Source organism: Mycobacterium numidiamassiliense (assembly GCF_900157365.1).
Lineage (GTDB): Bacteria > Actinomycetota > Actinomycetes > Mycobacteriales > Mycobacteriaceae > Mycobacterium > Mycobacterium numidiamassiliense.
The window spans coordinates 1,095,158-1,108,939 of sequence record NZ_FUEZ01000004.1 but is presented as its reverse complement, the minus strand read 5'-3'; the positions used below and the strand labels follow the sequence as shown (position 1 = coordinate 1,108,939).

14 protein-coding genes are annotated in these 13,782 nt (G+C 63.7%); 4 read left to right on the top strand and 10 right to left on the bottom strand.

Annotated elements, in window-relative coordinates; genetic code table 11:
* On the top strand, positions 1–1,899 hold the full coding sequence (locus MNAB215_RS13900; protein ID WP_077079373.1) for a hypothetical protein: 1,899 nt from the start codon (positions 1–3) through the stop codon (positions 1,897–1,899).
* Positions 1,900–2,332: 433 nt separating this feature from the next.
* On the opposite strand, the gene MNAB215_RS13895 is transcribed toward MNAB215_RS13900, so the two are convergent.
* From MNAB215_RS13895 to MNAB215_RS13870, 6 genes are all read right to left on the bottom strand, one after another.
* Entirely contained in the window at positions 2,333–3,175 is an 843-nt protein-coding gene (locus tag MNAB215_RS13895; RefSeq protein WP_077079372.1) for a hypothetical protein, read from the bottom strand.
* Positions 3,172–4,158, bottom strand: coding sequence for a trypsin-like peptidase domain-containing protein (locus MNAB215_RS13890; RefSeq protein WP_165691572.1), 987 nt, complete (start codon positions 4,156–4,158; stop codon positions 3,172–3,174). Before MNAB215_RS13890 ends, MNAB215_RS13895 begins: the two co-directional genes overlap by 4 nt.
* Before the next feature lie 14 nt (positions 4,159–4,172).
* Complete coding sequence (locus MNAB215_RS13885; RefSeq protein ID WP_077079370.1) at positions 4,173–4,610, bottom strand: hypothetical protein; 438 nt, start codon at positions 4,608–4,610, stop codon at positions 4,173–4,175.
* A 49-nt stretch (positions 4,611–4,659) separates the two neighbouring features.
* A complete protein-coding gene (locus MNAB215_RS13880; RefSeq protein ID WP_077079369.1) occupies positions 4,660–4,905 on the bottom strand; it encodes a hypothetical protein in 246 nt (81 codons plus the stop codon).
* Between the two features lie 101 nt (positions 4,906–5,006).
* Positions 5,007–5,264: a hypothetical protein gene (locus MNAB215_RS13875; protein WP_077079368.1), complete on the bottom strand. Its 258-nt coding sequence runs from the start codon at positions 5,262–5,264 to the stop codon at positions 5,007–5,009.
* A 360-nt stretch (positions 5,265–5,624) separates the two neighbouring features.
* A complete protein-coding gene (locus MNAB215_RS13870) occupies positions 5,625–5,984 on the bottom strand; it encodes a hypothetical protein (protein ID WP_131829121.1) in 360 nt (119 codons plus the stop codon).
* A gap of 787 nt (positions 5,985–6,771) precedes the next feature.
* Here MNAB215_RS13870 and MNAB215_RS13865 point away from each other — a divergent pair.
* The gene (locus MNAB215_RS13865) at positions 6,772–7,194 is read left to right on the top strand and encodes a low affinity iron permease family protein (RefSeq protein ID WP_245830307.1); all 423 of its coding nucleotides are present in this window, start codon (positions 6,772–6,774) and stop codon (positions 7,192–7,194) included.
* Positions 7,195–7,744: 550 nt separating this feature from the next.
* Here the strand turns inward: MNAB215_RS13865 and MNAB215_RS13860 are convergent.
* Positions 7,745–8,164 carry an Hsp20/alpha crystallin family protein gene (locus MNAB215_RS13860; protein WP_077079365.1) on the bottom strand — a complete coding sequence of 140 codons (420 nt, stop codon included), beginning with the start codon at positions 8,162–8,164 and terminating at the stop codon, positions 7,745–7,747.
* A gap of 690 nt (positions 8,165–8,854) precedes the next feature.
* On the opposite strand from MNAB215_RS13860, the gene MNAB215_RS13855 reads away from it, so the two are divergent.
* Together MNAB215_RS13855 and MNAB215_RS13850 are read left to right on the top strand one after the other, a co-directional pair.
* Entirely contained in the window at positions 8,855–9,301 is a 447-nt protein-coding gene (locus tag MNAB215_RS13855) for a DMT family transporter (protein WP_077079364.1), read from the top strand.
* Positions 9,302–9,473: 172 nt separating this feature from the next.
* The gene (locus MNAB215_RS13850) at positions 9,474–10,301 is read left to right on the top strand and encodes a formate/nitrite transporter family protein (RefSeq protein ID WP_077082001.1); all 828 of its coding nucleotides are present in this window, start codon (positions 9,474–9,476) and stop codon (positions 10,299–10,301) included.
* An 85-nt stretch (positions 10,302–10,386) separates the two neighbouring features.
* On the opposite strand, the gene malQ is transcribed toward MNAB215_RS13850, so the two are convergent.
* From malQ to MNAB215_RS13835, 3 genes are all read right to left on the bottom strand, one after another.
* The gene (gene malQ / locus MNAB215_RS13845) at positions 10,387–12,420 is read right to left on the bottom strand and encodes a 4-alpha-glucanotransferase (RefSeq protein ID WP_077079363.1); all 2,034 of its coding nucleotides are present in this window, start codon (positions 12,418–12,420) and stop codon (positions 10,387–10,389) included.
* Positions 12,421–12,913: 493 nt separating this feature from the next.
* Positions 12,914–13,174 carry a hypothetical protein gene (locus tag MNAB215_RS13840; RefSeq protein ID WP_077079362.1) on the bottom strand — a complete coding sequence of 87 codons (261 nt, stop codon included), beginning with the start codon at positions 13,172–13,174 and terminating at the stop codon, positions 12,914–12,916.
* Positions 13,175–13,329: 155 nt separating this feature from the next.
* Positions 13,330–13,698: a DUF732 domain-containing protein gene (locus tag MNAB215_RS13835; RefSeq protein ID WP_425436447.1), complete on the bottom strand. Its 369-nt coding sequence runs from the start codon at positions 13,696–13,698 to the stop codon at positions 13,330–13,332.
* Positions 13,699–13,782 lie beyond the last annotated feature (84 nt).

Genomic DNA, 13,782 nt, shown 5'->3' with positions numbered 1-13,782 from the left:
ATGTCCACCAACGTGCCAGGCGAAAACAGTCGTCAAAACGGGGTCGAACGCGGACTCGGTCTGAGGCAACCGACACCCGAGAACGCCGCGCGTGCCAGCACACACGCCGAACCCCCCGCTCAGTACGTCGCGCCCACCGTCAGAGCATACGAACGCCTGGCAGCGAGCGGCCCGGCACAACTCGCCGAGACACTGATCAGCCGCTACTGGGCTCGAATCGACAATCTCGATGCGCCAGCCCAACGCTCGATGAACCAGTACCTTCCTCATCTGCTGTCGGTCTGCGAATTAGACGCGGTCTTTATCCGTCAAGGTCATCAGCTCACACAGCACGCAACACCGCACGAGAGCCCGTGGCCGACCCACCTGTCCTGGGCGTTGCAAAGCACCATCGCGGCGCTGCGGTTGATGCTGGCCGGCCACACCGTCGGCGCGGCCATTGTTTTACGGCAACAACTTGGCCGATGGACAGTCCTGCTTGCGGGCGGTATCGCGCGTCGCGATGACGAATCAATCGAGTCGTTTATCGCCAGAGCGTGGACCCACGCCAGGATGCATAGCCTCGCCACCTACGCCCCCGACATCGCAGCCCGCGACATCTTCGACGATCTCGACGAGCACCCACCCACGACAGGTGTCATCGACACCGACCACCAGCACGTGCCCGTCGAGGGCCGGGCCCTATGCCCCGCCGGGGTGTATCACGCACTGTGCACGCTCATCGACATAGAACACGTTGATCAGTACGCCCAGCCCGAGGCGGTGCACGACCTCGACGCCGAGGACTCGGCGACCAACACTCACCGCATACCCGATGCCCTCTCCGACGGGTTGGCGCTGTGCATCAAGCAGATGCGACTCGCCGCAGCCGCCCTGTGTCACGCACGACGCGACACCGACACAGCCCAGGCAATCGTCGACGCATCCGGGCACGAGCGGCGACTCATCAAGTACCGCTCCGATACCCAGCCGCGACGACACAAGTCTGAACTCCCGCACCTCGCCCAAGCCGTGGTACCCCTGACAAGCACCAGATCCGCCGCGCTGGAAAACATCGACCATCTCTCGAGGCTCTACACCGACTACCACACTGTGCTCGCCGACAGATCGCACTGCGGGCACCGCACACCACAAGAACTCGCCCACCTCGCCTTCACCGCACACCGATTCACCAGGGCCCTGGTTGCCCAAGCCGCGCACACTCACGATCGCCAGCTCGCAGACCAGCGCCTCCAGCTTCACCAACACCTCACCCCCACGTCCCCGCACATCATGACCGCCGAGTTCGCCGCGTTGTGCGCCCACTGGAACCAGTCCCAACCACCGATCGCCGCCGCCGCCACCCAAATCTCGGCAACCCTGCTCTCCGGATACTGGCTGTGGCTCGAAGACGACGACCGCGCCATGGGAATACTGCGCTGCACACTGCACCACACCGCGCGATTACGCCTGTGGCACACCAACCCCGACGCCGCCCACGCATTGCAAACCACGCCTACCACCACCCCGAGCACCTGGATGCACGCCGCAGGCTGGTCACAACACACCGAACTCGACCACGCACTATTTGAGTTCGCCCACACCAACCGAGAAAGCCGCCGCCACGCCGCAAGAATCCATCTCGACGAGCACTACCCCAACTGCGACAACCCACTACCGCAACGGATAGCACGACAAACAGCACTCGACCAACTCACCGCGCTCGCCGCCACCGAAACCATGAAAGTTGTTGCCACACACCAATCACCAGCAATCGCCGACACCCTCCGCGAAGCACTCCACCACCACGGACTCGACATACAGACCAACCCAGCCCGCCGACAACCCAACAAACGCACCCCACCACCCCACACCAAACAAGACACCATCACGACCCCCGACATAACACTCCTCGACTAACCCGGCACCTTGCCCCCACCAACCCGCCTGTTGAATCGATGACCATGGGGGCAGTGTGTTCATGCCTCCATTTTTAAGTAGTTGGGGGACTGGAATTTCGTTCGCACACAGGCGAACTCCCCAGACGAGCGTTGTGCCACTTGTGCCACTTGTGCCAGTTGTGCCAGTTGTGCCACGGTCAAGAACGCTGGACGAATCGGAAATGGCTTGGGAAGCAATACAATGGAGGAAGAAACAACCGAATATCCCACGGTTAGCAGCCGGAGACGGGTAACCAAGCCCGGACAGGAGCATTCGCACACTGTCGATACAGCCTTTAGCGGACGTCGCGGGCTCAACATCCCTGGATCAAGGGTGAGAGTTAGAGGGGGGCAATACCCCCTATGCTCTGAAGAGCAGTGGTGTTGCTGCCCTCCGTTCAATCGGAGTCGAACTAGGAACTAGAGCACGGACACGTCCGTGAGGGCCCGTCGACGGGGACGGGCTGGAATGGCTCGGGCATGAAGTCCCGGGCCATGATGAGCGGCGGTCGGATGCCGACGCGGACCCGGTTGATCTGTGGGGCGAGTGCATGACCGTAGCGGTGGCGGTCGATCCGAGCGAGTTCCTCGAGCCACCACAGCACGTTGGATAAGTGGTCGGGCTGGGCGTTGAACGGTTGCACGTGTCGCAGCAGGTCGAAGGTGGTGTCGGAGACGGCTTGGAGGCGCCCTCGGTGGTTCTGATCGTCGAACCTGGCTGGATCTAGGAAGATCGGGAACATCAGTGACCGTTCAGCGGGCGGTGGGTTCTGGCCGCTGTCTTGCACAGCAAGGTGGTAGAGGATGCCGTCGAGAGCGGCACGCAGCTCGTAGAGCCATTCCCCGAACAGGGTGCTCAGTCGGGTGGGCATCGGTTCGAGGGTCCGGAGCACGAGGGTCCAAGTGTTTGGTGCCTCTGCGGGGATGACGGCGAACCGGCGCGGTACGCGGTCGATGTACTCGTTCCAGATGTCGACCATCTGGCTGCGGATCTCCGCGGTTCTTTCTACGCGGTCTCGGCATACCTCGACAGCTCGGAAGCTGGTGTCCCAGTGGATCTCGACTTCGACCTCGTCGGGGCTGACGTCGAGCACCACGGCGACGAGCGATTCGGCATCGTATTCGAGATCGTCGAGGTTCTCGCATTGGCCAACGACTTCGGCGATGCAATCGGTGCCGTCGAGTTCCGGGACGCGGAGGAGGTAGTGGTTGGGGCCGTCGGAGCGTACGTCGACCCGATAGTGATGTGCGCTCATGGCCGCACGGACCTTTCTTGTGGTTCCAAATTCGAGGTGGTCAATTCTTCACCTACCGCGCAGCTTCTGGCACTTGGGTCTGGATCGATTGTTCCGGGCACGCCGTTGCGGCAGATTTCGTCGACATGGTCCATGCCCCAGACGAATCCGAGGTCGGATTCGTCGCTGGTGCGGCCGGAGTAGACCCCGAGGAGGTCTGAGTCTGGGACGGGCATTCTGGCTGGCTGTCCGTCGTTTCTGAAGACGAGGGTCCCGGGTGGTCGGTGGCGCATGACTGGGGCGCCTGATTGTCCTTTGCGGGTTCGGGCGTCGATTAGCCAGAGCGGGTATGCCTTGCCGTCCGAGTAGTAGGGGAAAATCGGGTTGGACGCGACGGTGCCGCGGATCCATAGCGGAAAAGCTGGCCCCGAGGTGAGTCGGTACGGGTAGCCGATGATGAACACGTCTTCGCCCGGAAAAAGCTGTGCTGGCCACGAAGCTTGCTCAGGGCCGGATCGGTCGCCCGTTCTTTCCCAGCTCATGCAGACCACGTCAGCCGGGGGATTGAATGGCACTTCTGCGACGTCCATCTCGCCGCCGAGTTGCGGATGCTGGTTCCAGATCGGTTTCCAGTCCGGGCCGATCAGTGGCACCAGATACTGCTGGAGAAGCACTTGGATGCCGCCGCGTCTCGGGTCGTCCTCGGAGAGCGTCACCACCCATTTTTCGGGTGGGTCCTTGAAGAACATGACTCGGAGGTGTGTCGGCTCGATGTGGTAGCCGCCCATGAATTCGTGTGTCTGCCAATGTCTTCCAGTCACGTTGTGTCGCGCGGTGATCAGGCGGTCTTTTCCGTCAAGTCGGTAGACGAAGGCGCTGCCGTGGGCCATGGATTTGTAGTCCTGCCCGGCTGTGGTGTCTATATCCGCGCCGTTTTCGCAGTAGACCATCTCGATGAGGACCGAGCGGAACGACTCAGCATGGATCTGGAATTGGGCACTCATCATTCATCGCCCTCTCAGCCGTACAGCATGTGGCCGCCGGCACCTCCGAGTGCCGAGACTGCCACTTGGAAAGCGCCTGTGCGTAATAGCGCCGCGGCTTGTTTGAATCGGCTTTGTTCTGGGGCGTCGCGAGATTCCTCGTCGCCTGCGGCTTCGAGCGCCGCTACAAGTCGTTCGACCATGTTCTCTGGCGTCGGCCACTGCCCGGCCAGGCGCAGCGCCTCACCTGTTGGTTCCCCAACGAAGATGAAGCCGCTGCCGCTACTTTCGGTGCCTTCCTGAAAGTACGGTTGCCTGTAGAGCGCGCGGAGTGCTCGCTGAGTGGTCTCGTCGTCAAACTCGGCAGCCTTGGCGATTTGGCTCGCCCGGACCTTCGATGCTTGAGTGTCGTCGAAGATTTCTACTGCGGCCCTGAGCACGGGTAAGTCGCGGTTAGTCCACGTGTCTTCCATAGCGCGGAAAATACCGTGCCCGAGCGTCGACCTGGAATCGGGTAGGCGCTCAGCGCGCGACCCTTCGCATGGGTTCTGTGGGTGACCAGTGGTCCGCTGCCCGACGGCGCGGCAGGACGGCGCGCACCATCAGCTCGCGGTGCTCAAGGTCGGCGCGGGCGGCGATCGCGTGGCGCTGACGCTGGCGGCGGTCCACCCAGAGCGCGGCGGCCACGACGAGCAGCGGCACGAAGAACCACGGGTACGCGAGCAGCACGCCGATAATCGTGTACCCGGCCGGCAGGGCGAACAGCACCGCGGCGAACGCGTGCCGGTCTCACCAACGGTCACTGACATTTCAAACCCGCAGCGCGGGCACTCATGTCGACTCATCGTCAACCCCTCCCTCTTATCGGTCTACCCGAGACTGTCCAGGTCCTCGACAGTGCGCAGCTCGCTGTTGATGAGTTCGATTGCTGCGGAGAGGTCGCCCTCGGCCTTGATGACATAGCCGCCGAAAGCGACGCCAACAAGGTGAGAAACGATGTCTCGCAGCTGCGGATCGTTCAGTGCCTGATCGAGAACTTTCTTGTACTGCGGTCCTTGCTCTGGGAATGCCGCGAGCAGGCGGTACATCCCGGCGCGGCCTGAGTACTCGTTGAATTCGGCTGCCATGTCGGTAGTGTCGCTCCAGGACCCGACGAGTGGGCCATCACACCGGCCTGAACGTGACGCGCTGGTCAGGAGTTTCGAACCTTTTGCCACAGCACGGGCATCCGACCGAGCCCATATCCACGACGTTCTCCCACGCTGTTTTCAGCTATCGCTGTTTGTGAAATGTGCATAACAGCTTGCGATTGCAATCGTCGTCTAGTCCGAGCCATCTCGCCGGATTCCGGCACGGCCGCGGGCTTTGGCCGGTCTGGCAGCGCAGTGGCTCGTCCCACCCGGAGACGACTTCCGCGAATGCTGCAGCTGTCCCGATATACGCATGCCTGTATTTTTCGAAGGCCGCTTCGGCGGACACCTTCCGGCTCATCGCGCGACCTCCGCGCTGTCGGTGGTGGCAACGTGGCGGGTCCACCGATCAACCTCGTCGGCAGTCAAGGCGAGCAGCAAGGCCAGCTCTCGGGCCTGGTCTGCGGTAAGCCCGTCGTCGGCGTGCACGTAGACGTCGACCCGCGGCGGGCACTCGATCTGGTCGATGCTGCCGTCAGGGAACTGGATCCCTCCGGTCTGGACTTCGGCGACCTTGTTACCGGCGGGATCAGAGACGACGCGATCGGCCCCGTGGAAGATCCGGAACTGGTTGTCCCAGAATCCCCAGCTCTCTGCATCGGCCATGGCGCCGGCAGGCAGCGGGATATCAGGCTGTTGGGTGGTTGCTGTGGTCACTGTGCGGTTCTCCTCACTGATACTGTGCGGAGTCCTGACCTGCAGTGACGTCGTGGTGCGTATGTGGTGCAAAACCCGATCGAATTGCCCATCACTGCACGTCAAACGCGGTGCGCGATACTGGGATTGAATCAGTCACCGCGCGGTGCCTTGTTGCAACTCCTGCCGTTCCGCGCTTCGGACACGATCATGCATAGCCGCTGTCATCCATGAGCTATGTGCGTGTACCTCGCTCTCGGAGGCGTCGCCGGCGACGCGGCGACCATCTCATGGAGGATTGCTGACGCAAATCGGGGTGCGGCACGTCGTCGCGTCGAAGGCGGCGTAAAAGCGAGCCCGGTTTATCGCTTCAGCGTCAGACCGGAGCCCGCTACCGAGCGGCTCCAGAACGAGATGGCCAACGCCTTCCTATGGTCGGTGCTTGGTCGGTGAACGCGCGACACGCCGTGGCACCTGGTGGTACCGAATGGCACTAAATCGGCTGCTCAGAGCACCTTTTGCCTCCGCCGTCGGGAGGCCTTTCAGGCTCTCCTAAAGCCGGTGTCGCAGGTTCGAATCCTGCCGGGGGCACTACCGCTGAGCAGCGCAAACGTCGATTTGGGGCCCTCACGCGCAACACATGCGCAGAGATTCAGGCGCAAACCCCTTACTGCAGTTGGCTTTCTGACGCAACGATTCCGAACAGCTCCAGCGGGTACCCCCATACGTCGGGACCACCCACAGTTGGAGAAACGCTGAGTCTGCGGCGGATAAAGTGCCGAGCTTGGAGCCGAACAAAGGGACCTAAATGTTTGCTCGAACCGATCCAACGCCGCCCCACGTGATGCCGTCCCACGTGCCCGGCAAACTTCCGATTTTCGACCGTTTCGCCAACTACACCGGCGCGTGGGTGTCGAGGGGGTGGTTCTTCGCGCTATGCGTGCTCATTGTGGTGGTCTGGTTACCGACTATTTGGGTGCTGCCCACTATCGACACCTGGCAGCTCGTCATCAACACCGCGACCACGATCATCACGTTCTTACTCGTCGCGCTGCTGCAGAACACGCAGTCTCGATCCGACAAAGCCACTCAACATAAACTCAACGCCATCGCCGCGGCCCTGGCCGAACTGATGGGTGAGTTCGAAGACCAGCGTCCTCAATTACGGGGTCACCGAGCAGAACTCGTCGCAGCGATCGGACTGGAGCATCGCGAAACCTCGTCGACTTAGGGCTGGCGGCCGCCGGACTTGAGAAGCATCCGCGCCGGCGTCACTTGACTGAAAGTGCCGGGCTGCCCGCCCCCGGGTGGAAGCGCCTTGATTGGGCCTCGGCGTGTCCCCTCGCTGGATTCGGCTGAGGAACCGCCCATTTCGTGGCCGGGGGTACGGGCTGCGCGGCTAGGTCTGTCGTGATGCCATCACCTGCCTTTCACTCGGGTTTGTTGATCGTGGTCGCGGGTCGTTCTGGGTCGGAGGGCTGCGCTGGACGGCTCGGACGGGGTGCACGGGTCCGCCTCGAGGGCGGACAATTGCACACCACGACCGACCAGCCGCCGGCGGCCCCATGCGGACGCATCCCGTGACTAGTGGTGCCGGCGGGCAATGCGCAGCGTCTAGTGCTGCCCGCAAGATGTCGTCCACCTCGGCGAATAGCGCCGCTATATCGGGATCCAGGTACAGGATCTCCGACTCCATGTTGCCGATAGCGTCAGTCCTCGCCGCCGCCACCACGGTGTTGATCTGCATCATCGTGGCTACTCCTGCCGCACTCGCCGGCCGATCAGGCGTTGATGACCTTATGACCGTTGCCGTGCCCGACCGCAATCTTGCGGGGCTTAGCCTTCTCGGCCACGGGGATCCGCAGCCGCAGCACCCCACCGTCGTATGACGCAGCAATCTTGTCGGTGTCGAGGTTCTCGCCGAGAACCAACTGCCGGCTAAACACCCCGCGGGGGCGTTCGGTGGCCAGCATCTCTCGGCCGGGATCAACATCGGGACGCTCGGCGCGCACCGTCACGACGTTGCGCTCGATATCTAGGTCCAACGAATCCTCGTTGATCCCCGGCAGATCGAACTCGACGACGAACTCCTCGCCGTCTCGCCAGGCATCCATCGGCATCACGGCCGGACGGGCCGCGGTCCCCAACACCTGTTGGGTGAAGCGATCGAGGTCCCGGAACGGATCGGTCCGCATCAACATAGTCGCCACCTCCAACTCTCCAATCTGGTGTCCAATCTTCATATAATCTGTGCCAGATTGCACATATTTGGTATAGCATCCGCGCCATCCTTGGGCAAGGCACAACGCCAAAAAATTTGACACAACGCACCGAGGAACAGGAGCAGCGAATTGATGGCCAGCATGCACGACGGAAGGCTCAGTGCTGCAACAGATTACACTGCGGGCTTGCGATGACGTCATTGGCCGCATCGCAACGGTATCCGTATCACGGTCGCCGCCCGCCCGACTTCCCGCCAGCCTCGCCCGACCCGTCGCGCGATGCAAGCACATCCACGATGAGGGCCACGCATGACGCTAATCATCGTCAATAGCTGCTCAGCGTCGGAGAGCTTGCCGTGTCGGGCACGACGGAGTGGCCAGTCCCGCCATTTCTTTCGCGGATCGTTCTAGATCACTGTTTGGCTGTGTCGATGTAGGGCTACTTTCACTACGAGTTGACGGTTCGGTTCGTTTGCACGTTGTCGGGGTCGCGCCGCTGCTGCCGCGGCCCATCGCGATCAGGCAACGATTCGCTCTGCGAGCGCTAACAGTGATCTTGGTTGATTGTCTGGAGTTAGTCGCGCCGGCGAATGGCGTGACGTTCAAGCCAGCCCCGCGATGTTCACAGCGTTCGGATTACGCAGACAACGGCGAGGGGAAAGGAGAGTGATGAATCCAGGCTGGATGATCCCGTTCATCATCCTTGGCGGGGCGCTTCAGACCTGTGGAGCCGCCATGAACAGTCAGCTGTACAAACACATGGTCAATCCATGGCTCGCTGCGGCGATATCGGCTGCGGTGGTCGCTTTCTTCTTCGTCGCGGCGTTTCTCGTCAAGCCGAAGCCGCTGCCGTCCGCACAGGATGCCGCGTCGATGCCGTGGTGGGCTCTTGTCGGCGGTCTCGTTGGAGCTGTGCAGGTCTACGCTGGCTTGACCTTGGTCCACCGCATCGGGGCAGGAACATTCATCGGTCTCACCGTCACGGCGGCACTCGTCACGTCGCTACTGATTGATCATTTCGGCTGGCTGCGGGTGCACCCACACCCGATTACGCCCGGGCGAGCTGTTGGGGGCGTGCTCTTGGTGCTCGGGGTAACGTTGATCGCCAAGTTTTGAGCGTGCGAAAAACCTTCCGCAGCAACGATATACGTTTGCGGCCCCGGTCGGCGGTGGCCCGCCGGGATTCCCCTGTCCGAGACCACTTCGAAGTAACACCTCGCGTCATGGCAGCGTGGTCTGTCGACGAAGCGGTATCCGTGCCGCGCACCTTATGCGTGAGGAGCCTGCTATGAGTGAGACGACGCTACGCCAGCTCGGCGAGTCGAATAGCCCAATTGAGGACGAGCTCGAGTACGCCTTCATCCGGATGTTGAGCGAGGGCACCCAGCGCCTGCACCGCAGCTGGCGAGGGGTGCTGGTCACGGGTTTTTTCGGTGGCACCGAAGTCGCGCTGGGCGTCCTTGCGTACCTGTCGGTTTTGGATGCCACCCACCGGCCCATGTTGGCAGGTTTGGCATTCTCGATCGGCTTCCTAGCCCTCCTGCTGGGCCGCAGCGAGTTGTTCACCGAGGGATTTTTGGTACCGGTAACGACTGTCGTGGCCAAACGCGGCAGCATCCGGCAGCTGCTGAAACTGTGGGGTGGCACGCTGTGCGCCAATCTGATCGGCGGCTGGGTGATCATGTGGCTGATCATGACGGGCTTTCCCCAATTGCACTCACAGACAATCGAGTCGGCCACCCATTACGCCACCGCGCCGATGACGGCACAGACCCTCACGCTGGCAGTGCTCGGCGGCATGACGATCACGTTGATGACCCGGATGCAGCACGGCACAGACTCGATGCCGGGCAAGATAGCCGCAGCAGTGGCCACCGCTTTCCTGCTCGCCGGGCTGCAGATGTTCCACTCGATCCTCGACTCGCTCCTCATCTTCGGCGCGCTCGCCACGGGGAACGCACCCTTTGGCTACCTCGACTGGTTGGGTTGGTTCGGCTACACCGTGGCCGGCAACGTCCTGGGTGGATTGACCTTTGTGACGCTGCTGCGGCTGTTGCGCAGTAAGGAACGGATCCAAGAGGAGCGCACCGCCGCCGAGGACTCGTCAGCGAAGTAGGTGCGGGCCTCGGGTCGGTCGATCTCGTAGACCACCGCGGCCACGACAGTGAAAAGGCAGCTCCACGGCCAGGTTTCGTGGCTCGTTACCCGCGTGGTTCACGGTCGGTCTCGGCCGCGACCGCACGGAAGGCGGCGGTGATCTCGCCGACCCTGGGGTCGGCGAGCAGCTGCTCAAGGGTCTCAGGCAGCGGAAGTCGCCAGTTCGGATATTCGTCGACTGTGCCGGGCAGGTTGGGCTGTCGGGGTTCGGCGAGCACGTCGTACGGCGAGATTAATTTCAGCCGGCTAGGAGTCGCTGCCAGCAACCGATGCAGAGCGGCGATGATCGCCGCCTCTTCCGGTTCCGACGCGGCGTCCCCGGGTGGCAGCAGCCCTTCAGACCGCAGCAGTTCCAGCCACTGGGCGCGTTGCGTCTCGTATGCGGCCTGCTCCGCCGGGACGTCAACGAGCAGGCCGAGGTCAGCGCGCGTCCGGACGTGTTCGCCGCGCAAAAACCCTGCTGCGGTAGGCAAGTCGTGCGTGGACAAGCTCGCGGCCGCCCGCGACGGCCACTTCGCCGGCGGCAAAAGCGGCTGATCGGGGGCGGACTCGTCACGGATGAACCAGGACACCGCGCAGCCCAACATCCCGTTGTCGGCCAGTGCCTGGGTGACTTCCGGTTCGACGGTGCCCAGGTCCTCGCCGACCACCGTGGCCGCGGCCCGGTGGGCTTCCAGAGCCAGAATCGCCAGCATGACCTCAGCGTCGTAGTGCACGTAGGTGCCGCGATCCGGGCCGTCGCCCGGGGGGATCCACCACAGCCGCCAGAGTCCGGCGACGTGATCGATGCGCAGACCGTCGGCGTGGGCGAGCACGGCGCGCAGCATGTCCCGCAGCGCGGCGTACCCGGTGGCGGCGAGGCGGTCGGGTCGCCACGGCGGCAGCCCCCAATCCTGACCAGGCGGGGTGAAGTTATCCGGCGGCGCTCCTACGCTCACCCCGGTGGCCAGCACATCGGCCAGCGCCCACGCATCCGCACCATCCGGGTCGACGCCCACCGCGAGATCGTGAATCACGCCCAGAGCCATGCCGGCGTCTCGCGCGGCGTTCCGCAGCGAGGTCAGCTGCTCGGCGCAGCGTTGTTGTATCCAAGCATGAAACGCCACCCTGGGCGCTAGCTGCCGTCGTGCCTCCCCGACGGCCGCCCCAGCCACATCACGAAGGGGTTCGGGCCAACGGGTCCACCGGCCGCCATGCCGCTCGGCCAGCGCGCAGTACGTCGCCCACTCCGCTAATCCCTCGGATCGCCCAGAATCGGGTGGCGCGTTGAGCGGATCAGGCCGGCCCTCAGCGCGCCACAGCAATTCCAGCGCCGCCCGCTTCGCCGCCCACACGAGGTCGTGGTCGATCCGCTCAGTGCTCGGGGAAACCCGCAGCGCGTCCACCTCCGCGCGGGTGTCAGGGTCGGTTCGACGATAGGCGTCGAGGTCCTCGATGCGCAGCGCCAACGGGTTGGCGAACCGTCGGCTGGACGGGGTGTAGGGCGAGGGCTGCACCGGATGCGTGGGACCGGGCGCGTGCAGCGGGTTGAGCAGCACCGCGCCGGCTCCGTGCTCGGCGGCGGTCCAGCGCACGAACTCCCCCAGATCGCCCAGGTCACCGATTCCCCATGAGCGCGCCGAGCGCAGCGCATACAGCTGGAGCATCCAGCCCCAGGTGGCCGGCGCCGCGGGTACCTGTTGTGGGGCTGCCACCAGGGTGGCCTGCTGGTCGTCACGCATGAAAAGCCGGTACCAGCCCGGCGGCAGCTCGGCGGGCAGCTCGTCGCGCACTTCGATCCGGGTGCCGTCCTCGCCGACGAGCAGAGCGGCCCCAGCGAGCGGTCGGGGCCGCCCGCCCACGCGCATGGCTACGGTAGGGGCCACTACGTGCGCTCGGTCGCGCTCGGCCAGCCTGGCCAATTCGCGGCGCCGCTCGGGTTCGGTGCCGGCCGGAACTTCGAGAAGCCCGAGCACCCGGATCACCACATCGGCGTCAACGGCGACCTGCTGGCGCCGCTCGTTGCGGTAGCAGGTGGCCACTCCGTGCGCGGTGGCTAACCGGCGCAGGTCATCTGGGATGGGTTTCGGGTCGGCCATCACCGTGCCCGCAGGTTCACGGCAACCAGGCACGCTCCCAGCAAACTGACGAGACGAGCGGCGGGTGCGCTGGCCAACTCGTTGAAACGGCGCCGACTGGAGAACACCGCCCCGGGATACCCAGGCCATGGCTTCTCACACCGGCGGAAGACTGGACGCGGCCTTCGGACCAAGGGCCCCACCTGTCGGTGCACGGTTTGATATGGCACTGAACCGCGACGCTGCCCTGCCCCGTTGGTCGTGATGGTCGGCTACCGGGGTCAACAACATGCCCCCGCCGGAGTGAGCGACCTCACAGTGACGCGCAACGCGCGTTGCCGAGAAAGAGGCGCAAGCAGAGCGGCCCGCGCGGCCGAAAGCACGGCGAAGGCCCGCCAGAAGGCCGGCGGATTTCGAGAACACTTGTGGTAGTAGTTTGCGAGAACACTTGTGGTAGTGAGGTTTCGGCTGCCGATAAAGTTCGTTGTTGTTGGCTTGGCGGTCGTGCAACGGCTTAGCGCTGTCGACCGCCGGGATGCTGGTGCGCGCGCTCGTCGCTGCTCAGGTAGCGACGCTGCAGCTGATCGATGAGCGCTTGTGCTTCGGTGATGTCTCGGCGCAGCGCGGCTGCGTGCGAGCGCACTGCGGATGCACGGCGCTTCCTCATGGCGGTGACATCTTGGCGCTCCACTTGGGCCAACTGGGCTGCCATCTCCTGCAGCTGATACCTCAATGCGCGGACCAACTGCATGGCTTGGGCGACATCGGGTTTCACGAAGAAGGGTCGACCAAATCGCGCTAAATCAAACCTTTCTTCTCGGGTGATCGCGACCGCCAGTTCCGAGAGAGGAAGTCGGCCCCAACTCGCACTCGCGGCCGCATCGTCATCAACCCTCGTGGGCGAGTTCGCGCGAATGCAGCGGCAATCCGCTAGCAGTGCGGGGCCCAGCACCTCTGATTGGGGCAATAGGTCTGGTGCGCCAGGCCCACCATTGATCCGACGTCCCCGATGCTGATGCCCCTCGGGTCCAGGTTGGCGTGGACGTCCTGCGCGATGCGATCCGGGGTATACCCCCACCCGAGGTCGTCGCAGATGAGTTGCGCCATCCCGATCATGGCCGCGTCGTGCCCCGGCGGCCAATTAAGGCCGACGGCACGCAGCTGAGCGAGGTATGCATCGTTGACGGGATCGGCCGTCGCAGTCCCGCTGCTGGCAACCACAGCAGCGCCGACGAGAACGGGCACAGTCAGTCCGGCCAGCCAGCGAGACGAGCGCATCCTGTGAGTCGGACCAGACATGACGACTCCGTTCTCCGAACCCCCTGCCAGCAACTTACGTCGCCGGGAGCCGGAAAAGCCAGACGTCGGCAATCCCTGTTCTCG